13 protein-coding genes, 1 tRNA gene and 2 pseudogenes are annotated in these 21,549 nt (G+C 67.5%); 14 read left to right on the forward strand and 2 right to left on the reverse strand.

Annotation, left to right across the window (positions count from 1 at the left end; all coding sequences use genetic code 11):
• Nucleotides 1-107 precede the first annotated feature (107 nt).
• From argC to AZL_RS15620, 3 genes are all read left to right on the forward strand, one after another.
• Nucleotides 108-1,172 (forward strand): N-acetyl-gamma-glutamyl-phosphate reductase, encoded by a 1,065-nt coding sequence (argC, locus tag AZL_RS15610; protein ID WP_012975467.1) that lies wholly within the window; start codon nucleotides 108-110, stop codon nucleotides 1,170-1,172.
• 176 nt (nucleotides 1,173-1,348) lie between these two features.
• Nucleotides 1,349-1,885 (forward strand): gamma carbonic anhydrase family protein, encoded by a 537-nt coding sequence (locus AZL_RS15615; RefSeq protein ID WP_012975468.1) that lies wholly within the window; start codon nucleotides 1,349-1,351, stop codon nucleotides 1,883-1,885.
• Nucleotides 1,886-2,055: 170 nt separating this feature from the next.
• On the forward strand, nucleotides 2,056-2,667 hold the full coding sequence (locus tag AZL_RS15620; protein WP_012975469.1) for an OmpA family protein: 612 nt from the start codon (nucleotides 2,056-2,058) through the stop codon (nucleotides 2,665-2,667).
• A 166-nt stretch (nucleotides 2,668-2,833) separates the two neighbouring features.
• On the opposite strand, the gene AZL_RS15625 is transcribed toward AZL_RS15620, so the two are convergent.
• A complete protein-coding gene (locus AZL_RS15625) occupies nucleotides 2,834-3,493 on the reverse strand; it encodes a pyridoxamine 5'-phosphate oxidase family protein (protein WP_042444434.1) in 660 nt (219 codons plus the stop codon).
• Nucleotides 3,494-3,629: 136 nt separating this feature from the next.
• On the opposite strand from AZL_RS15625, the gene AZL_RS15630 reads away from it, so the two are divergent.
• Nucleotides 3,630-5,108: a PLP-dependent aminotransferase family protein gene (locus AZL_RS15630; RefSeq protein WP_148219428.1), complete on the forward strand. Its 1,479-nt coding sequence runs from the start codon at nucleotides 3,630-3,632 to the stop codon at nucleotides 5,106-5,108.
• Between the two features lie 12 nt (nucleotides 5,109-5,120).
• On the opposite strand, the gene AZL_RS15635 is transcribed toward AZL_RS15630, so the two are convergent.
• Nucleotides 5,121-6,050 carry a glycosyltransferase gene (locus AZL_RS15635; RefSeq protein ID WP_042444027.1) on the reverse strand — a complete coding sequence of 310 codons (930 nt, stop codon included), beginning with the start codon at nucleotides 6,048-6,050 and terminating at the stop codon, nucleotides 5,121-5,123.
• A gap of 240 nt (nucleotides 6,051-6,290) precedes the next feature.
• On the opposite strand from AZL_RS15635, the gene treS reads away from it, so the two are divergent.
• The 10 genes and pseudogenes from treS to AZL_RS15690 all read left to right on the forward strand — a co-directional run bounded on the left by treS (nucleotide 6,291) and on the right by AZL_RS15690 (nucleotide 21,442).
• Entirely contained in the window at nucleotides 6,291-9,638 is a 3,348-nt protein-coding gene (treS, locus tag AZL_RS15640) for a maltose alpha-D-glucosyltransferase (protein ID WP_012975473.1), read from the forward strand.
• A gap of 122 nt (nucleotides 9,639-9,760) precedes the next feature.
• Nucleotides 9,761-12,073 (forward strand): 1,4-alpha-glucan branching protein GlgB, encoded by a 2,313-nt coding sequence (glgB, locus tag AZL_RS15645; protein WP_247894377.1) that lies wholly within the window; start codon nucleotides 9,761-9,763, stop codon nucleotides 12,071-12,073.
• A gap of 138 nt (nucleotides 12,074-12,211) precedes the next feature.
• The gene (locus tag AZL_RS35580) at nucleotides 12,212-12,433 is read left to right on the forward strand and encodes a hypothetical protein (RefSeq protein ID WP_148219430.1); all 222 of its coding nucleotides are present in this window, start codon (nucleotides 12,212-12,214) and stop codon (nucleotides 12,431-12,433) included.
• Entirely contained in the window at nucleotides 12,433-14,571 is a 2,139-nt protein-coding gene (glgX, locus tag AZL_RS15650) for a glycogen debranching protein GlgX (RefSeq protein ID WP_042444438.1), read from the forward strand. The genes AZL_RS35580 and glgX overlap by 1 nt, the downstream gene beginning before the upstream one ends.
• A gap of 168 nt (nucleotides 14,572-14,739) precedes the next feature.
• Nucleotides 14,740-15,801, forward strand: a complete 1,062-nt coding sequence (locus AZL_RS15655; RefSeq protein WP_012975476.1) for a response regulator — start codon at nucleotides 14,740-14,742, stop codon at nucleotides 15,799-15,801.
• Nucleotides 15,802-15,903: 102 nt separating this feature from the next.
• A complete protein-coding gene (malQ, locus tag AZL_RS15660) occupies nucleotides 15,904-18,114 on the forward strand; it encodes a 4-alpha-glucanotransferase (protein ID WP_012975477.1) in 2,211 nt (736 codons plus the stop codon).
• 202 nt (nucleotides 18,115-18,316) lie between these two features.
• A pseudogene (locus AZL_RS34335) lies at nucleotides 18,317-19,005 on the forward strand (IS5 family transposase).
• Between the two features lie 94 nt (nucleotides 19,006-19,099).
• Nucleotides 19,100-20,392, forward strand: coding sequence for an IS701-like element ISAzs6 family transposase (locus AZL_RS15675; protein WP_012975478.1), 1,293 nt, complete (start codon nucleotides 19,100-19,102; stop codon nucleotides 20,390-20,392).
• 162 nt (nucleotides 20,393-20,554) lie between these two features.
• Nucleotides 20,555-21,243: pseudogene (locus AZL_RS34340) on the forward strand (IS5 family transposase).
• A gap of 125 nt (nucleotides 21,244-21,368) precedes the next feature.
• Nucleotides 21,369-21,442: transfer RNA gene (locus AZL_RS15690), tRNA-Gln, on the forward strand.
• Nucleotides 21,443-21,549 lie beyond the last annotated feature (107 nt).

The raw sequence follows: 21,549 nt of genomic DNA on the forward strand, positions 1-21,549 counted from the left end.
CCCCTTTCTTTTTGCCCGGCCGACTTGCCCTGTCATCACAGTTTCGCTTATCCCGGATACAGCTTCCCCGTCGTCAGATCGTCTTTTCAACGAAGGACAACGCCTCCATGGCCCCGATCAGCACTCCCGGCGGTTCGAAAATCCGCGTCGGCATCCTGGGCGCTTCCGGTTACACCGGCGCCGAACTGGTGCGCATGCTTCTGCGCCACCCGAACGTCGAGATCGCCGCGCTGACCGCCGAACGACAGGCGGGCAAGCCGATGGCCGAGGTGTTTCCGCATCTGGGCGGCTATGGCCTGCCCGATCTGGTGAAGATCGACGAGCTGAAGTGGGACGGCCTGGACTTCATCTTCTGCGCCCTGCCGCACGGCACGACGCAGGAGGTGGTCGCCGGCCTGCCGAGCGGGCTGAAGGTGGTCGACCTTTCCGCCGATTTCCGCCTGACCGATCCGGCCGAATACGCCACCTGGTACGGCCATGAGCATCGCGCCGTCGATCTCCAGAAGGAGGTCGCCTACGGCCTGACCGAGTTCAACCGCCAGCGCGTGCGCAAGGCGCGCGTGGTGGCGAATCCGGGCTGCTACCCGACCTGCTCGCTGCTGCCGCTGCTGCCGCTGCTGATGGAAGGCCAGATCGAGCCGGGCGGCATCGTCATCGACGCCAAGTCGGGCGTGTCCGGCGCCGGCCGCGACGCCAAGCAGGCCAACCTGTTCACCGAGGTGTCGGAGGGCTTCAACGCCTATGGCGTCGGCCACCACCGCCACATGCCGGAGATCGAGCAGGAGCTGCGGCTGGCCGCCGGCCGTCCGATCACCGTCTCCTTCACCCCGCATCTGGTGCCGATGAACCGCGGCATGATGGCGACCACCTATGTCCGGCTGGCCGAGGGCGTCACCGCCGACGACCTGCGCGCGACGCTGGCCGCCCGCTATGCCGATGAACCCTTCGTCGGCGTCACGCCGGCCGGCGTGGTTCCGGCGACGCGGCATGTCCGCGCCTCCAACCACAACCTGATCGGCGTGGTCGCCGACCGCGCCCCGCGCAGCGCCATCATCGTGTCGGTGATCGACAATCTGGTGAAGGGCGCATCGGGCCAGGCGATCCAGAACATGAATGTCATGATGGGGCTGGGCGAGACCACCGGCATCGATCAGGCGCCGCTTTTCCCGTAATCGGGCGGGCGGCGGGGCCGGGCGGGGGCTGTGACAGCGTTGTGGCCCCCGGTCCGCACTGTTGCATAGAGGCACCAATCGGGATTTGCTTTGGCCTGTCAATGCGAAATCAGGTGGTGCCTTAAGCCTTACGGTGCTTCAATCCGGCCCGTCATGCATGATTTCGGTACGACCTGATGTCCGGCCTTGTCCGCGCCTTCAACGGCATCCTGCCCACCATCGACCCGACCGCCTTCGTCGCGGAAACGGCGGCGGTGATCGGCGATGTCGTGATCGGGGCGAACAGCAGCATCTGGTACGGCTGTTCCGTGCGTGGAGACATCAACGAGATCCGAATCGGCGCTCGCACCAACATTCAGGACGGCACCGTGATCCACGTGGCCGCTGAAGGGCAGGGCACCTACATCGGTGACGACATCACCGTCGGCCATATGGCGATGCTGCACGCCTGCACGCTGGACGACGGCTGCTTCATCGGCATGAAGGCCTGCATCCTCGATGGGGCCCATGTCGAGTCGCGGGCGATGGTCGCCGCCGGTGCGCTGGTGACCCCTGGAAAACGGGTGACGTCCGGATTCTTGTGGGCCGGCAGCCCTGCTAGACCGGTTCGCGAGCTGACGGAGCGTGATCTCGCGGTTTTTCCGGTTATCGGCCACCGCTACGCGGATTTGGCGGAAACCTACCGGAAAAGCTGCTATGGAAGTGGAGCATAGGCCCAAGAACAGGTACGGTTTGGCCGATCGGCTGAGGTGCTGGAACACAACCCCGCACCACATGTTGGGAAGGTCGCTGCCGCGCTTGCACTTGGGCGGATGCTTCGATTGATAGGTTCATCCCCCGCAGGCACTCTGATGGGGAAGGGTTTCTGGAAGGGAGTGAAGACATGAAGACTATTGTTCGCGCGGGTCTGGCTGCCATCCCGGCCGCCGTCGTCGCTTTCGGTCTGTCGGCGGCTGCCAATGCCCAGGACGCGAGCCTGGTCGGCAAGGGCACCCAGTGGTGCAACCCGGTGATCGGCTGGACCGGTCAGGTTGCGGAAGGCGTCGCCGCCCGCACCGCTGACGGCGGCTATGTCATCCATCAGGGCAGCTATCCGTGCCCGCCGGCCGCTGCCGCCCCGGCCCCGGCCGCCGTCGCCGCGGTGCAGAGCGAATATCTGGTGTTCTTCGACTGGGATAAGTCGACCATCACCCCGGCCGCCGATCGCGTGATCGGTGACGCGGTGTCGGCCATCCTGAAGAACGGTGGCGCCAAGATCCAGGTCGTCGGCCACACCGACACCTCGGGTTCGCCGGCCTACAACCAAAAGCTGTCGGTCCGTCGTGCCGACGCGGTCAAGAAGGCCCTGGTCGCCAAGGGCATCCAGGCTGCCAACATCACGACCGAAGGCAAGGGCGAGAGCCAGCTGCTGGTCCAGACCGGTCCGAACGTCCGCGAGCCGTCCAACCGTCGCGCGCAGATCCTGCCGCGCCTGCTGAACGCTCCGTCGTCCTAAGGACGGTTGGCGGGGGGCCGTTCCGGGGGTTTCGGAACGGCTTTCCCGCCTGTGCGGGAATCGCAGGAAAAAGGCCGCGCCGGGCTTCCCGGTCGCGGCCTTTTTCCGTTTCAGCCGGCTTTTTCCGGCGATGCCGTCCGTGTGTGATCGGTCGGCGCGTGATCCGTCAGCGGGCGATCTGGGCCGGGTCCTGTTCCGGTTCGCCGGCGGTCAGGCGTAGTGGCACCACACCGGCCCACACCGGGTGGTCCATGTCCTCCGGATCGTCGCCGGGCGGGCCGGAGCGGCGCTTGGCCGAGGCCTCGGCGATGGGGAAGGCCAGCACGGATGTGGCCTTCAGTTCCTGGGCGTTGGGCGCCCGCACCTTGGCGCTGCGGCCGGGCTCGATCTTCTCCATCAGCGCGTCGAGGGCGGCGCGCTTCTCGGTCTCCTCCGCCACCAGCCGCGGCCGGCCGAACAGCATGACCGAGCGGTAGTTGACCGAGTGGTGGAAGGCCGAGCGGGCCAGCACCCAGCCATCGATCAGCGACAGGGTGATGCAGGCCTCGCCCCCTTCCTGCAAGCGGCGGATCATCCGGCTGGAGGAGGCGCCATGGATCATCAACTCGTCTCCCACCCGCCAGGGGACCGTCGGGATCACCATGGGGGAGGCGGCGCCCTGACCTTTGATGGCGTCGTCGACGAAGCCGACATGGCAGATCGGCGCCTCGTCGATGATGGAGCGGATCGGATCCAACGCATGGGTGACGCGGTCGCCCAGCCGCACCGGCCGGGTGCGCGGGGTCTGGGACAGCGTGGTGGGGGAGTCGGCGGAAGGGCTGGTCATGGTCTCGCTCTCGTGCTCGGGGCCGGAACTGTTGCGATGGCCCAGAATGGGCGGCAAAATGGCTCCTCCGAAAGGTCCGGAATAACGATTCCATAGGGACCAATTTCCCCGCTCCCCCCTTTCAGGAAGGCTCGTCTTGGCCCGTTCCGCCCGCCCGGTCCTGTCCAGCCTCGGACCCATGGCCCTCGACCGCGCCGGGGCCGAGCCGTTGCACCGCCAGCTCTACCGCGCGCTGCGGCAGGCGGTGCTGGACGGCCGGCTGCGTCCGGGGGAACGCCTGCCGCCCAGCCGGGCGCTTGCCGCGGATTGGGGGTTGTCGCGCAACACGGTGGTCACCGCCTATGACACGCTGCTGGCGGAGGGCTATGTCACCGGCCGGATCGGCGCCGGCACCTTCGTCGCCGTCTCCCTGCCCGACGCCGTGCCCGGCGCTATCGTGCGGGATGAGGCCCGGCGCGGCATCGGCCTGTCCGTCCGCGGCCGGGCGCTGGCCGAGGCGCCGGCCCTGGCGCGCGACCGGGTGGGGCGGCCCTTCGCGCTCGGCACGCCGGATCTCGGCGTCTTCCCCTTCGCCTTGTGGGCGCAGTTGCTCGGCCGCTGCTGGCGCCAGGGCGGGCGGGTGCTGGCGACGGAACCCGACCCGCTGGGCTATGCCCCGCTGCGGGTGGAGATCGCCGCCTATCTGCGCGCCGTCCGGGCCGTGCGCTGCGAGCCGGAGCAGGTGGTCATCGTGTCCGGCGCGCAGCAGGGGCTGGCGCTGATGGCCCAGCTGCTGCTCGACCCCGGCGACGAGGCCTGGGTGGAGGAGCCGGGCTGGCCCGGCAACCGCGCCGCCCTGCTGGGGGCCGGGGCGCGGCTGGTGCCGGTGCCGGTGGATGGGGAGGGGATCGACGTCGCCGCCGGCATGGCCGGCGGGCCCGCGGCCCGGCTGGCGCTGGTCACCCCGTCCCACCAGTTCCCGCTCGGGGTGACCATGAGCCTGGCGCGCCGGCTGCGCCTGCTGGATTGGGCGGCGGCGCGCGACGCCTGGATCGTCGAGGATGATTACGACAGCGAGTTCCGCTATGCCGGCCCGCCGCTGGCCGCGCTCCAGGGGTTGGACGGTGCCGGCCGGGTGATCTATGTCGGCAGCTTCAGCAAGGTGATGTTTCCGGCGCTGCGGCTCGGCTATGTCGTGGTGCCGCCCGATCTGGTGGAGCCGGTGCGCGCGGCCCGGCGCCATTTCGACGGCGGGACCAGCGTGGTGCCGCAGGCGGCCCTGCACCGCTTCCTGGCCGACGGCCATTTCGCCTCGCATCTGCGCGCCATGCGCGCGCTCTATGCCGTCAAGCGCGGCGCCTTCCTGGAGTCCATCGCCGGTGCCTTCGCCGGCCTCGCCACCGCCGAGGCCGGGGAGGCCGGTCTGCACGTCCTGCTCCGCCTGCCGCCGGGCCGCCCCGATCATGTCCTGGCGCGGCGCGCGGCCGGCATCGGCCTGACCACGCCGGCCCTGTCCGGCTATTATCGGGACTCCGGCACCGCCGCCGGGAATGGCCTGCTTCTGGGGTTCGCCGCCCATGACCCGGCCGCGCTCGACCGCGCGGTGCGCGATCTCGCGCGGCTGGTCGGCGGGTGAGGGTGTCGAAGGTTAAACCGCCTCCGTCCTCCGCTCCGCCGCCGCCGTTTTCCAGGCGGGATGGCGCAGGCTCAACTGATGGGGACGGTCCTGCATGTCGAGCACCGGGCGCAGCACGGACGGGTCGGCGCGCATGGCGTCCTCGCCCGCCATGTGGACGATGCCCAGGCGGCGGTTGGGCAGGTAATACTCGACCAGCTCCCGCCGCTCCGGATCGAAACGCCAGGGGCCGATGTAGTTGCACCATTCCGGCAGCAGTTCCACCGGCAGACCGTCCAGATAGATGGCGCCGGCCATCGCCAGCTGGTCGGAGGTGAACAGCCGGCCCTTGCGCAGAACCCGTTTCTGCCAGCGCTGGAAGGCCTCCCAATGGGGGGCGTCGGCCTTCAGGGCATAGGCGCCGGCGTTGAGCGTCGGGCGGGTCGCCAGCGCCCGGCATTCGGCCGTGGTCAGGCCGGCGCGCGACGCGTTCTTGAACAGGATGGAGCGGACCCGGGCGAAACGGCCGAACAGCCAGTCCAGCCGCAGCTCCGTCTCCGAGAAGCGGCCGAACTGGGCGACGATGGCGAAGCGGTTCAGGGCGGCCCCCCGCCGCAGCATCTCCACCGCCTCCCAATCCTGCACCCAGGCGTCGGCGTCGATCCAGATCACCGTGTCATAGCCGGGAAAATATGTCGGCAGATGCAGCTTGGCCAGATTGGCCTTCAGATGGATGCGGTTGCGCAGCCTGTGCGCCGGGATGCTGACCGGCCAGGGCGGCGTCACCACGTTGGTCCCCAGCGCCTTCAGCTCCGCGATCTGCTCGGCGGTCAGACCGGCGTCGATCACGCCGATCGGGCATTCCGCCGCCGGCTTCAACACCCGCAGCGAGGCGATCAGCTCGCGGATCAGCGGACAATAGCGGGAGTCGCCGCCGGTGACGACGATGAAGGAACCCAGCATGATGTATCCGGTCAGCCTTAGGCGTAAGGTTGTGGGTTCGCCCACCCTGCCCGCTTAATCCGTTGGCGTCAATCGACGTCCAAGCGCAGGGCCAAGCCGCGGGTTCAAACCCCCAATGCCGACCGGCGATGTCCCGCATTGGCGTTCCGTCCGGATGAAACCTTCGGGCCGTTGGCGTGTTTCCGTCCGGTGTTCGCGTGACACCTGTTCCGTCAATCGCTTTTCGAGAGTGCTGGACCCATGATCGATCGGCAGGACCGGCTCTGGTACAAGGACGCCGTCATCTATCAGCTGCACATCAAGGCGTTCTTCGACGCCGACAATGACGGCATCGGCGATTTCGCCGGCCTGACCCAGAAGCTGGACTATATCCAGGATCTCGGCGTCACGGCGGTGTGGCTGCTGCCCTTCTACCCATCGCCGCTGCGTGACGACGGCTATGACATCGCCGACTACACCTCGGTCAACCCGACCTACGGGACCCTGGAGGATTTCCGGCGCTTCATGGAGGAATGCCACAACCGCGGCATCCGGGTGATCACCGAGCTGGTCATCAACCACACCTCCGACCAGCATCCCTGGTTCCAGCGCGCGCGGGAGGCGCCGGCCGGCTCCAACCACCGCGACTATTATGTCTGGTCCGACAGCGACCAGAAATACCAGGGCACGCGGATCATCTTCTGCGACACCGAGAAATCCAACTGGACCTGGGATCCGGTCGCCAACGCCTATTACTGGCACCGCTTCTATTCGCACCAGCCCGACCTGAACTTCGACAATCCCGAAGTGCTGGAGGAGGTGCTGAAGGTGATGCGCTTCTGGCTGGACATGGGGGTGGACGGGCTGCGGCTCGACGCCATCCCCTACCTGAAGGAGCGCGAGGGCACCAACAACGAGAATCTGCCGGAGACCCACGACGTCCTGAAGGCGATCCGCGCGGCGCTCGACGCCGAATATCCCGACCGCATGCTGCTGGCCGAGGCCAACCAGTGGCCGGAGGATGTGCTGCCCTATTTCGGCGATCCGGAAAAGGGCGGCGACGAATGCCACATGTCCTTCCACTTCCCGCTGATGCCGCGCATCTACATGGCGGTGGCGATGGAGGACCGGCATCCCATCGCCGACATCATGCGCCAGACCCCCGACATCCCGGCCGACTGCCAGTGGGCGATCTTCCTGCGCAACCATGACGAGCTGACGCTGGAGATGGTCACCGACAGCGAGCGCGACTATCTCTGGAACTTCTACGCCGCCGACCGGCGCATGCGGATCAACCTCGGCATCCGCCGCCGCCTCGCCCCGCTGCTGGAGAATGACCGCCGCAAGATCGAGCTGCTGAACAGCCTGCTGCTGTCGATGCCCGGCACGCCGGTGCTCTATTACGGCGACGAGATCGGCATGGGCGACAACATCTATCTCGGCGACCGCGACGGCGTGCGCACGCCGATGCAATGGTCGATCGACCGCAACGGCGGCTTCTCGCGCGCCGACCCGGCCCGGCTCTATCTGCCGGCGGTGCTCGACCCGATCTACGGCTTCATGGCGCTCAATGTCGAGGCGCAGGCCCGCAACCCCTCCTCGCTGCTGAACTGGATGAAGCGGCTGGTGGCGGTGCGCAAGCAGCGGCAGAGCTTCGGCCGTGGCGGCTTCTCACTGCTCTATCCCGGCAACCGCAAGGTCCTGGCCTACATCCGCTCCCTGGAAACGGAAGGCGGGTCGGAGATCGCGCTGTGCGTCGCCAATTTGTCGCGTTCGGCCCAGGCGGTGGAGCTCGACCTGAAGGCCTGGAAGGGCCGTATCCCGGTCGAGCTGCTCGGCCGCACCGTCTTCCCGCCGATCGGCGACCTTCCCTATCTGCTGACGCTGCCGGCCTACGGCTTCTACTGGTTCGCGCTCACCGCCGAGGCAGAACTGCCGACCTGGCACGAGACTCCGCCGGAGCCGGTGCCGGATCTGCTGACCATCGTGGTGCGTGACGGCTGGCACAGCCTGACCACCGGCAGGGCGGCGGACGATCTCGGCCGTGACATCCTCCAGGCCTTCCTGCCCAAGCAGCGCTGGTTCTCCGCCAAGGACCGCCGCATCACCCGCTCGCACGTCACGCTCGCCGCCCAGCTTCCGGGACAGGGCGAGGGCTTCATGCTGGTGCGGACGCGGGTGGGGCTGAGTGGGAGTTGGCTGGATGGCGATGCCGCCGACCAGAGCTATTTCCTGCCGATGGCGATGAGCTGGGAGGAGGGGGCCGGCGGCCCCGGCTGGCCGCTGCTGCCCTACACGCTGGGCAAGGTGCGGCGTGGCCCGCGCACCGGCGCCATCTATGACGCGGTGCAGGCCGACGGCTTCGCCCTGGCGCTGATCGAGGCGCTGCGGCGCGGCGACACGCTGAAACCAACCGCCGGCGAGGGGGCCATCCGCTTCTCCCCGACCGAGGCGCTGACCGCCATCGAGTTGCCGCCCGAGGCCGAGGTTCGGCGCCTGGGGGTCGAGCAGAGCAACACCTCCGTCCTGGTCGACAGCCAGATCGTGGTGAAGGTGCTGCGCCGTCTGGTCGAGGGCGAGCATCCCGAGGTCGAGATGGGCCGTTTCCTCACCGGGGTCGGCTTCGCCAACACCCCGGCCCTGCTGGGCACGGTGGAGCAGGTCGCCGCCGACGGCACGCCGACCGCGCTGGCGGTGGCCCAGGCCTTCGTCCGCAACCAGGGCGACGGCTGGGCCAGCACGGTGGAGGAGCTGGAGCGCCAGCTGGAGGACATCCGCCTGGGCGTCGCCGGCACCACCGAGGACGCCGCCGAATCGGGGGAACCCTTCGGCATGCATCTGGTGATGATGACCACGCTGGGCCAACGCACCGCCGAACTGCACCGGGCGCTGGCGCGGAGCACCGGCAACGCGGCCTTCGATCCGGAGCCGATCACGCCTGCGGATCTGGCGCGCTGGGGCGACGCCGTCCGTATCCAGGCCGAGGCCGCCTTCGCCGCCCTGCCCGGGGCGCTGGAGCGTCTGCCGGCCGAGGTGCGGACCGACGCCGAACAGGTGTTGGCCCGCCGGGCCGAGGCGATGGACCGCATTTCGGCACTGGCGTCGATGCCGCCCGGCGGCGTCAAGACCCGCATCCACGGCGACTATCATCTGGGTCAGGTCGTCCGCGCCCAGAATGACTGGTATATCCTCGATTTCGAGGGTGAGCCGGCCAAGACGCTGGAGGAACGCCGCGCCAAATCCAGCCCGTTGCGCGACGTGGCCGGCATGCTGCGCTCCTTCAACTATGCCGCCTGGGCGGCGCTGTTCCGGCTGGACAGCGCCGGCGAGGGGGCCAACAGCGGCGACAGCCCGGCGCTGGCCGCCGCCCGCGACTGGGAACGCCGCAGCATCGACTCCTTCCTCGACGGCTACCGCAAGGCGATCGAGGGCTGCCCGGCCTGGCCTTTGGGGGAAGACGCCGCCCGCGGCCTGCTGACCCTGTTCCTGCTGGAGAAGGCCTTCTACGAGATCGGCTACGAGGCGGCGAACCGGCCGAACTGGATCGGCATCCCGGTGAAGGGCGTGCTGGGGTTGCTCGATGACGCCAAGGAGGCGGGCATGGTGTGACGAAACCGCCGCGGGTATGTTCTTGTCGGGAGACGGCGTTCCGGCTGGACGGTGAACGATCAACGGTCCATGAAGACGATAGGGCCTCCACGAAGAAGGGCACTTGGCCAATGGCGAGCGACATGACGACGGACACCCGCAAGGACCAGGCGCAGACCGGCGTCTCCGGGAGCCGTTCCCCCGATCAGCGGCCCCCCGTTCCCCCTGCCGACCATTGGGCCGACCCTTGGGAGGAAGCCCTGCGCGCGGCGGCGGACGCCATCGCGCGGGCCGGCCATGGCGACCCCTTCGCCGTGCTGGGCATGCAGCAGGAGGCCCCCGGCCGCCCGGTCGAGGTCCGCGCCTTCGTGCCCGGCGCCGAAAAGCTGTGGGTGATCGACAGCGCCACCGGCGAGCCGGCGGGCGAGGCCGAGCGCATCCATCCCGACGGCTTCCACCGTGCCGTGCTGTCCGGCCGGACCGAGCGTTTCCGCTACCGCCTGCGCGTCCAATACCCGCTGGCGACCCAGGAGTTCGAGGACGCCTACCGCTTCGGCAACATGCTGGGCGAGCTGGACGTCCATCTGCTGGCCGAGGGCACCCATCTGCGCGCCTACGAGAAGCTGGGCGCCCATCCGCGCGAGGTCGACGGCGTCGCCGGTGTCTCCTTCGCCGTCTGGGCGCCCAGCGCCCGCAGCGTCAGCGTCGTCGGCGACTTCAACAATTGGGACGGCCGCCGCCTGCCGATGCGCCGGCGCGTCGAGGTCGGCGTCTGGGAGATCTTCGTCCCCGGCGCCCATGCCGGCCAGCGCTACAAATTCGAGATCCGGGGACCCGACGGCACCCTGATGCCGGCCAAGGCCGATCCCTACGCCTTCCAGGCGGAGATGCGCCCGGCCACCGCCTCGGTCGTCCATGGCCTGCCGCCCTATGAATGGCGCGACCAGGACTGGCAGAGCCATAAGCCGTCGTCGTCGGACCGCACCGCCCCCATCTCGATCTACGAGGTCCATCTCGGCTCCTGGGCGCGTGTGCCGGAGGAGGACAACCGCTTCCTGACCTATCAGGAGCTGGCGGAGCGGCTGATCCCCTACGCCAAGGACATGGGCTTCACCCATATCGAGCTTCTGCCGGTCACCGAGCATCCGTTCGACGGGTCCTGGGGCTACCAGCCCATCGGCCTCTATGCGCCGACCGCCCGCCACGGCTCGCCCGAGGATTTCAAGGACTTCGTCAACGCCTGCCACCGCGCCGGTCTCGGCGTGCTGCTCGACTGGGTGCCCGGCCATTTCCCGACCGACCCGCACGGGCTGGGCGATTTCGACGGTACGCACCTGTACGAGCATGCCGACCCGCGCCAGGGCTTCCACCAGGACTGGAACACCCTGATCTACAATTTCGGCCGGACGGAGGTGCAGAACTTCCTGCTGGGCAACGCGCTGTTCTGGCTCGACCAGTACAGGCTGGACGGGCTGCGCGTCGATGCCGTCGCCTCGATGCTCTATCTCGACTACAGCCGCAAGGAGGGCGAATGGGTCCCCAACCGGTTCGGCGGCCGGGAGAACCTCGAATCCATCGCCTTCCTCAAGCGCATGAACGAGCTGGTCTATGGCCAGCAGCCGGGGGCGATGACGGTGGCGGAGGAGTCCACCTCATGGCCGATGGTGTCGAAGCCCACATATCTCGGTGGTCTCGGTTTCGGCTACAAATGGAACATGGGCTGGATGCATGACACGCTGCATTACATGCAGAACGACCCGATCCATCGCCGCTACCATCACCACCAGATGACCTTCGGGCTGATCTATCAGTTCTCCGAAAATTTCGTGCTGCCGCTCAGCCATGACGAGGTGGTGCATGGCAAGGGTTCGCTGATCAACAAGATGCCGGGCGACGAGTGGCAGAAATTCGCCAATCTGCGCGCCTATTACGGCTTCATGTTCGCCCATCCCGGCAAGAAGCTGTTGTTCATGGGCGGCGAGTTCGCCCAGTGGAACGAGTGGAGCGAGGCGCGCAGCCTGGACTGGCATCTGCTGGAGCAGCCGCCGCACCGGGGCATGCGCGATCTGGTGCGCGACCTCAACCACCTCTACCGCGAGTTGGCGCCGCTGCACAGGACCGACTGCGACCCGTCCGGCTTCGAGTGGATCGAATCGAACGACAACGAGAATTCGGTCTTCACCTTCCTGCGCAAGGCCGACCAGTCCGGGCACATCGTCATCGCCGTCTGCAACTTCACCCCGGTGCCGCGCCAGGGCTACCGCGTCGGCGTGCCGCTGCCCGGCCGCTATGTCGAGCGGCTGAACACCGACGACGCGACATACGGCGGCAGCGGCGTCGGCAATCCGGGCGGCGGCGTCTATGCCGAGGAGATGCCCTGGCATGGCCGCACCCACTCGCTGGACCTGACCATCCCGCCGCTGTCGACGCTGATTCTGGAGCGGAAGGCGGAGTAGGAAATTCAACCCTCTCCCGCCTGGGGAGAGGGAGACGCGCGCAATAGCCTCCTCTTCCCGTTGCCAACCTCCCTTGACGCCGCCGGGGGGAGGCTTTCTTATTGGATCCCTTGTGTCTTTTCGGGGAACCGGTGAGGCGTGCGCTGGCTGATGGTCGACAGGATCACTTTCCCCTCCATCGATGAGGCGCGGCGCACCCGGCTGGCGGACCGCGCGGCGCCCTGCCGCCACGGGCGTGGAACAGTGGAACGCCCCGCGAAATCTGTTTCATGCTGTTTCAAACGTTCCATTCGCCGCCCCGCCGCATCGCTGGCCCTGACGATCATCTCCACGACCTCCACCACACAGGCCGCCCGCTGATGCCCCCCATTTCCGCCCGCACCCCGGTCTGGCCCGGCAAGCCCCATCCGCTCGGCGCCACCTGGGACGGGTTCGGCGTCAATTTCGCGATCTTCTCCGCCAATGCCGAACGGGTGGAGCTCTGCCTGTTCGACAAGACCGGCCAGCGCGAAGTGGAGCGCATCACCCTGCCGGAACACACCGACGAGGTCTGGCACGGCTATCTCCCCGACGCCCGGCCCGGCCTGCTCTACGGCTATCGTGTCCATGGGCCGTACGAACCGGAGGAGGGGCACCGCTTCAACCCGAACAAGCTGCTGCTCGACCCCTATGCCCGGGCGCTGTTCGGCGGCTTCAAATGGTCGGACGCCCATTACGGCTACCGGGTCGGCTCGACCAAGGAGGATCTGTCCTTCGACCGGCGCGACAACGCCCGCGGCATGCCGAAATGCCGGGTGGTGGACGGCGCCTTCACCTGGGGTCACGACCGCCACCGCCGGGTGCCCTGGACCGAGACGGTGCTGTACGAGACCCATGTCCGCGGCTTCACCATGCGCCACCCCGACGTGCCGACCCATCTGCGCGGCACCTTCGCCGGCATGTCGACCCAGGCCGTCGTCGAGTATCTGCGGGCGCTCGGCATCACCTCGGTGGAGTTCCTGCCGGTCCAGGCCGTCGCCGACGAACAGCATCTCGTCACCCGCGGCCTGACCAATTACTGGGGCTACAACACCATAGGCTTCTTCGCGCCGGAACCGCGCTACATGAACACCGGCGTCCTGTCGGAGTTCAAGACGATGGTCGCCCGCCTGCACGAGGCGGGGATCGAGGTCATCCTCGACGTCGTCTACAACCACACCGCCGAGGGCAACCATCTGGGGCCGACCCTGTCCTTCAAGGGCATCGACAATCTCAGCTATTACCGGCTGATGCCGGACGACCCGCGCCACTACATCAACGACACCGGCACCGGCAACACGCTGGATTTCAGCCATCCGCGCGTGGTCCAGCTGGTGATGGACAGCCTGCGCTACTGGGTGACGGAGATGCATGTCGACGGCTTCCGCTTCGACCTCGCCACCGTGCTGGCGCGCGAGCCCTACGGCTATGATCCGGGATCGGGCTTCCTCGACGCCGTGCGCCAGGACCCGGTGCTGGCTGACGTCAAGCTGATCGCCGAACCGTGGGATGTCGGTCCCGGCGGCTATCAGGTCGGCAACTTCCCGCCGGGCTGGGCCGAGTGGAACGACCGCTACCGCGACACCGTCCGACGTTACTGGCGCGGCGACGACGGCATGCTTCCGGAACTCGCCGGCCGCATCGCCGGCTCCGCCGACCTGTTCGAGAAGCGCGGGCGCCGCCCCTGGGCCAGCGTCAACTTCATCACCGCTCATGACGGCTTCACCCTGCATGATCTCGTCTCCTACAACGACAAGCACAATTGGGCGAATGGCGAGGAGAACCGCGACGGCCATTCCTCCAACTGCTCCTGGAACCATGGGGCGGAGGGCGAGACCGCCGACGCCGGCATCAACGAGCTGCGGGCGCGGCAGAAGCGCAACCTGCTGGCGACGCTGATGCTGTCACAGGGCACGCCGATGATGCTGGCCGGCGACGAGCTGGGTCACAGCCAGAGCGGCAACAACAACGCCTATTGCCAGGACAACGACATCACCTGGCTGGACTGGGGCAAGCGCGACGGGTCGCTGGTGTCCTTCGTCCGCCGGCTGGTCGCGCTGCGCCGTGTCCATCCGGTGCTGCGCCGTCCCATCTTCCTGCATGGGCGGGAAACCGCGGCCAACGGGCTGAAGGACATCGTCTGGTATAATGCCCAGGGGGTGGAGAAGACGGCGGAGCATTGGCGCAACACCCAGGCGCGCTGCATCGTCCTGCTGCTGAACGGGCGCGCCGGCGGCCATGTCGGACCGGACGGACAGCCGCTGTCCGACGGTGTCCTGCTGATCGTGCTGAACGCCCATGCCGACACCCTGACCGTCACCCTGCCCGACGTGCCGGGGGGCCGCGGCTGGCGCTGCGTGCTCGACACCCGCGTCGCCGACGGGGCGGGGGACGAGCGCATGCATCTGGCCGGTCGGGCGGTGCTGGTCGATGGCCGGACGGTGCTGGTCTTCACCCTGGTGGAGCAGCCGGGCATGTGACCGACGGAGAGACGATGGGCAGCCGGGCAGGGTGGGACGCGGTCCCCTGCGATCCTTTGCCACCCTTCCCGCACCGGGCGGAGATGCTACCGCGACGGGCGGAGCCAAAGCGTGTTACGCTGCCGCGCGTGTTCCCGTCACAGCCTCAGCGGAGCTTCGGGTAGGACCATGCCGGACTACGATTTCTCGCAGGTCGACGCCGCGATCATCGATGGCCAGGCCAACGCCGGACGCGTGTTCCGCGATGTGCTGATCCGGCTGGGCTTTCGCCGGGTCGAGCTGTTCGATCAGGTGAAGGCCGCCGCCGGCCTGCTGACCGCCGCGATGCCCGATCTGGTTCTGGTCGACGCCGATGGCGAACCGGCGGAGGCCTTCCAGTTCATCCGCGCCCTGCGCAACGAGCCGTCGGTTCCCAACCCCTTTGCCGGCATCATCGTCACCACCTGGACGCCGACCCCGGCGCTGCTGACCCGCGTCACCAATGTCGGCGGCGACGATCTGCTGCTGAAGCCGGCGTCCCCCAAGCAGGTGCGCGACCGCGTCGTCAGCCTGATCGAATCGCGCAAGGGCTTCGTCGTCACCGCCGACTATACCGGTCCCGACCGCCGCAAATCGCCGCGCGAGGGGGCTCTGGTCCCGGTGCTGGACGCCCCCAACACGTTGCGGCTGAAGGCGACCGGCCAATGGACCCAGTCGGGCGCGCGCCTGTTGCTGAACGATGCGATCGCCGCCGTCACCACCCAGAAGCGTCTGCGTGCCGGCATCCAGGTCGCCTTTCTGGTCGAATTCGCCCTGCCGGGGCTGGCACGGCCGGCGCCCGACCGCATGTCGATCGACCATGTCGGCCGCATCGGCGGCTTCGTCGACGACCTGTTGCGCCGGCTGGACCAGGAGGGCGACCATGCTCCCATCGAGGCGGTCGCCCACGCCCTCAAGGCGCTGGCCGGCACGGTGCGCGCCGCCGCCGAGTCCGGCCCGGTCTCCGCCGACGACCGTGATCAGTTGCAATCGCTGTCCCGCGCCCTCATGCGGGCGGTCGATCCCGACCGTCCGCTGGAGGCTATGGTGCGCGAGGTGTCGTCCGCCGTCGCCGGCTATCGCAGCCGGCTGGAGCAGATCGCCCAGGCCAAGGCGGCCGGCGCGGCTGGCAACGGCACGGACAACACCGGAGCCCCGTCCGCCCCGCCTGCCGCTGCGGGACCGGCGCCTGCCACCCTTCCAGCCGGCTGAGGGGAGCGGCGCCGATGGCATAGGCCGCCTGCGGCATTGACGCCGCGACCTCTCCACTTCCTAGGCTCCATCCTTCCTTCCGAAAACCCGCGGGGACCCTGCATGAGTGATCTCGACCGGCTGGCCGATCTGCTTGGACTTGAACCCCACTATCACGACATCTGGGGCAACCGGCGGGAGACCTCTTCCGCCACCAAGCGGGCGTTGATCGCGGCGATGGGGCTGCCGGCCGCTACGGACGAGGAGGTCGCCGCCAGCCTGCGCGCGGTTGAACGCCGGTCCTGGACCCGCCCGCTGCCGCCGGTGCTGGTCAGTGGCGAGGGTCAGGAGATCGGGCTCGGCGTCGCCCTGCCGGCCGGGCTCGACGATGCCACGCTGGTCTGGGACCTGACGCCGGAGGGCGGGAGCACCAGGGGCGGCCGCGTCGCGGTCCGTGACCTGCCGGTGACCGACCGCGCGACCATCGATGGCACCAGCCATGAGCGCCGGGCGCTGGGCGCCCTGCTGCCGGTGTCGCTGCCCATCGGGTATCACCGGCTGGATGTGCATGTGGAGACCACGAACGGCATCGGCGCCGGCCTGTCCGGCTCCACCACCCTGATCGTCACGCCCGAGCACTGCGTGACGATGGAGGAGATGGCGCCGGGCGGCCGTAGCTGGGGCATCGGCTTGCAGATCTATTCCCTGCGGTCGGAGCAGGATTGGGGCATGGGCGATTTCCGCGACCTCGCCGGCTTCGCCGAGGTCGCCGGACGGCTGGGGGCCGGGCTGGTCGGCCTGAACCCGCTGCACGCCCTGTTCCCGGCCGATCCGAACCATATCGGTCCCTATTCGCCGTCCAGCCGCCAATTCCTCAACATCCTCTACATCGACCCGGCCTCCGTCCCCGAATTCTCCGCCCCCGAAGGCGCCGGTGCCGATGATCTGCATGAGCGGATCGAAGCTCCGGCATTCCAGGCGGCGCTGAGTGCCGCGCGGCGGGCGGAGCTGGTCGATTATCCCGCGGTCGCCGCCCTGAAGCTGCCGCTTCTGGAGGCGCTGCATACCCGTTTCCGCGCGCTGCCGGACGATGCCCCGCGCAAGGCCGCCTATGCCGCCTTCCGGCGGGAGATGGGCACGGCGCTGGACCGCCATGCCCTGTTCGATGCCCTGCACGAGCATTTCTTCCGCCAGGATTCCGCGCAATGGATGTGGCGGAACTGGCCGGCCGCCTTCCAGAACCCGCAAAGCGCCGAGGTTGCCGCCTTTGCCGCCGAGCATGCCGACCGGGTCGATTTCTTCGCCTGGGCGCAGTTCGAGGCGGACCGCCAGCTGGGCGAGGCGGCAGGGCGGGGAAGGGCCGCCGGGCTTGCCATGGGCTTTTACCGCGACCTTGCCGTCGCCGCCCATCCCGGCGGCGGGTCCGCCTGGGCCGATCCGTCGATGCTGGTGCAGGGTGCCAATGTCGGGGCGCCGCCTGATCAGTTCAACCTGAAGGGCCAGAATTGGGGCTTGGCGCCGCTGTCGCCGCTCGGCCTGCGCGAGGCGGCCTACCGGCCTTTCGTCGAGCTTCTGCGCGCCAACATGCGCCATGCCGCGGCGCTGCGCATCGACCATGTGATGGCGTTGCAGCATCTGTTCTGGATTCCGGAGGATGGCAGTGATGGCGCCTATGTCGCCTATCCCTTCCATGACCTGTTGCGCATCGTGGCGCTGGAGAGCCGCCGCAGCCGCTGTGTCGTGATCGGCGAGGATCTGGGCACGGTGCCGGAGGGCTTCCGTCCGGCTTTGGAGCGGGCCGGCATCCTGAGTTACCGCGTGCTCTATTTCGAGCGCACGGCCGATGGCGGCTTCAAGCCTCCCGGCGACTATCCGGCCGGCTCGATGGCGACGGTCAGCACCCATGATCTGGCGCCGTTCAAGGGGTTCTGGACCGGCCGCGATCTCGACTGGCGTCAGCGTCTCGGCCTCTATCCCGACGACGCCAGCCGAGACAAGGACCGCTGGGACCGTGGCGTCGACCGCTGGCGCCTGTTGCAGGCCCTGTCGCGGGAGGGGCTGCGTCCGGACAGCTATCCGACCGAGGATGGAGCCCAGCCCTTCCGGGTCGAGCTGTCCGTCGCCGTCCATGCCTTTCTGGCGCATACGCCGTCCCGCATCGTGATGGTGCAGATCGAGGACGCGGTGGCGGATGATGAGCAGCCCAACCTTCCCGGCACGGTGGACCAGCATCCCAATTGGCGCAGACGCCTTCCCTGCAAACTGGAGGAATTGGAGAGCAACAACGATTTCCGCCTTATCATCGCCCCGATGGCGGATGCCGTCGCGCGCTGACCGATGAGGGTCGCCGACTTGTGGAAAGCAAGCTGGCGGCCCGCGTTCGAAAAAACTAGGGCCTGTTGACATTCGCGTTGAGAAGAGGCTTCCGGTGGTCGTAGAAATTTGATTCAAGGCTACCAAAAGGGAGGTGGCCTTGGATCGGATTGTATTGCGAGATGATCAGTGGGAGCGGATAGCGCCGCTTCTTCCCGGCAAAGTGGGCGACCCTGGCCGCTCGGCAGCGGACAATCGCCTGTTTTTGGAGGCGGTCCTGTGGATCGTCCGCGTTGGAGCGCCCTGGCGGGACTTGCCTGCAGCGTTCGGCAATTGGAACTCGGTGTTCCAGCGCTATCGCCGATGGGCCAAGGCCGGTGTCTTCGACGAGGTCTTCGCCGCTTTATCGAGCGACGCGGACTTCGAGTACGCGATCATTGATGGCACGATTGTCCGGGTGCATCAGCACGGTACCGGCGCAAGGGGGGGACTCAGGCTCAGGCCATCGGTCGCTCTCGTGGCGGGCTGACGACCAAGATCCTGGCCGTCGTCGATGCGTTGGGGAACCTTGGGCGCTTCATCCTGCTGCCGGGCCAGCGACATGACAGCGTCGGCGTCGAACCGGTGCTGGACGGTATCGAATTCTCCGCCTTGCTGGCTGACAAAGCCTTCGACAGCAACGCCATCCGTATCTTGATCGCCGAGCGAGGCGCGGTCGCCGTCATTCCGTCCAAGGCCAACCGATCTCCCCCGATTCCCCACGACGCCGAGATGTACAAATGGCGCCATCTGGTCGAGAACTTCTTCTGCAAAATCAAAGAATTCCGACGCATCGCCACACGATACGACAAAACTGATACAAGCTTCGCCGCTGCCATTAACCTCGTCGCTACCGTCTTGGTAACACGATGAATGTCAACAGGCCCTAGTACTACAGCCGGTCGCGAAAGACGGAATATGCGGCCGGGCGGCCTGTTGAGCTTGGAACCGACTGGAGGGTCCGAGCATGACCGAGATGACGGAAGCGGCGGAATGGTCCGATGCCCTGGAAGGGCTGGTCGGCGGATTGAGGTCCTTCTACAGCGCGGCCGGTCGCCAACGGGCTCTGCGTTACGTGAGAGGTCTTTTGGCGCCGCTGGATCGCAAGAATGGCTGGCAGTTGGCCGAAGCCGCCGGGGATTGCTCGCCGGCGGCGATGCAGGATTTCCTGGCCCGGACCCGTTGGGATGCCGACGCCGTCCGCGACGACCTCCAGGCCTATGTCATCGAACGGTTGAGCGACGATGAGGCCGTGCTGGTCCTCGATGAAACCGGCTTCGTCAAGAAGGGCACCCGCTCGGTCGGGGTGAAGCGGCAGTATTCCGGCACCGCCGGACGTATCGAAAACTGCCAGATCGGCGTCTTCCTCGGCTACGCCAGCCGACGCGGCCGGGTGCTGGTCGACCGCGCTCTCTATCTGCCCGAGGACTGGGCTGGCAACGACGAACGCCGACGGATGGCCGGCGTCCCCAACGCCGTCGGCTTCGCCACCAAGCCGAAACTGGGGCGGGCGATGCTGGAGCGCGCCGTGGCAGCCGGCCTGCCCTGCCGCTGGGTGACCGCCGACTCCGTCTACGGCGGGGACTACGCGCTGCGGCTATGGCTGGAGCGCCAACCGCTGGGCTACGTGCTGGCGATCACCAGCAAACAGCGCGCGCCCATGGGCTTCGATACGGTCAAGGAGCGGACGACCGGCTTCACCGCCACCGACTGGCAGCGGTTGAGTGCTGGCGACGGAGCCAAGGGGCCACGCCTCTACGACTGGGCGCACAAAACCTACGCTTCCCTGCGCGAGGGCTGGTGCCGCGGTCTGCTGGTGCGCCGCTCCATCGCCGAGCCGGACAAACTCACCTACTATCTGACCTTCGCCCCGGAAGGCACGCCGGTCGCCACATTGGTCCGGGTCGCCGGGTCGCGCTGGACCATCGAGTCCTGCTTCGAGGCGGCGAAGGGCGAGGTCGGGCTCGACCAGTACGAGGTGCGCTCGTGGACCGGCTGGCACCGCCACGTCACCTTGGCCATGCTGGCCCTGGCCTTTCTCACCGTCGTGCGCACGGCGGCCATCGGGGGGAGAGGATCAACTCGACCTGTCCGCCGATCTTCTGCCCTTGACCGTGCCCGAGATCCGCACCCTCCTGGTCGCCTTGATCGGCCGGCCCCCCGCGCCACCCACCGCCATTATCGATTGGTCCATCTGGCGAAGACGCCACCAACAGCGAGCACGGCGCTCCCATTGGAAACGACGCACCCAAACCGATAAGGACCGGCTGTAGTACTAGGGCCTGTTGACATTCGCGTTGAGAAGAGGCTTCCGGTGGTCGTAGAAATTTGATTCAAGGCTACCAAAAGGGAGGTGGCCTTGGATCGGATTGTATTGCGAGATGATCAGTGGGAGCGGATAGCGCCGCTTCTTCCCGGCAAAGTGGGCGACCCTGGCCGCTCGGCAGCGGACAATCGCCTGTTTTTGGAGGCGGTCCTGTGGATCGTCCGCGTTGGAGCGCCCTGGCGGGACTTGCCTGCAGCGTTCGGCAATTGGAACTCGGTGTTCCAGCGCTATCGCCGATGGGCCAAGGCCGGTGTCTTCGACGAGGTCTTCGCCGCTTTATCGAGCGACGCGGACTTCGAGTACGCGATCATTGATGGCACGATTGTCCGGGTGCATCAGCACGGTACCGGCGCAAGGGGGGGACTCAGGCTCAGGCCATCGGTCGCTCTCGTGGCGGGCTGACGACCAAGATCCTGGCCGTCGTCGATGCGCTGGGGAACCTTGGGCGCTTCATCCTGCTGCCGGGCCAGCGACATGACAGCGTCGGCGTCGAACCGGTGCTGGACGGTATCGAATTCTCCGCCTTGCTGGCTGACAAAGCCTTCGACAGCAACGCCATCCGTATCTTGATCGCCGAGCAAGGCGCGGTCGCCGTCATTCCGTCCAAGGCCAACCGATCTCCCCCGATTCCCCACGACGCCGAGATGTACAAATGGCGCCATCTGGTCGAGAACTTCTTCTGCAAAATCAAAGAATTCCGACGCATCGCCACACGATACGACAAAACTGATACAAGCTTCGCCGCTGCCATTAACCTCGTCGCTACCGTCTTGGTAACACGATGAATGTCAACAGGCCCTAGAAAAAAATGCGATCGGAGCGAAAAAAGCTCTTCACAGCCCGGCGGGTGATCGTTATAAACCCGCCCACACCACGGGGCACGGCGGAATGCACAGCCCCGGTGACGGTCTGGGGGATCGTCTAGCGGTAGGACAGCGGACTCTGACTCCGCCAGCCTAGGTTCGAATCCTAGTCCCCCAACCAACTCTCACGACTTCCCTTTGGAAACAGCCACTTGGTTCCGCCGCTCCTGCAATGACCCGCAGGTGGTGCCCATGGCTGTAGCCCAAAGCTGCTGCCCAACGCATCGC

The organism is Azospirillum sp. B510, assembly GCF_000010725.1.
GTDB classification, from domain to species: domain Bacteria; phylum Pseudomonadota; class Alphaproteobacteria; order Azospirillales; family Azospirillaceae; genus Azospirillum; species Azospirillum lipoferum_B.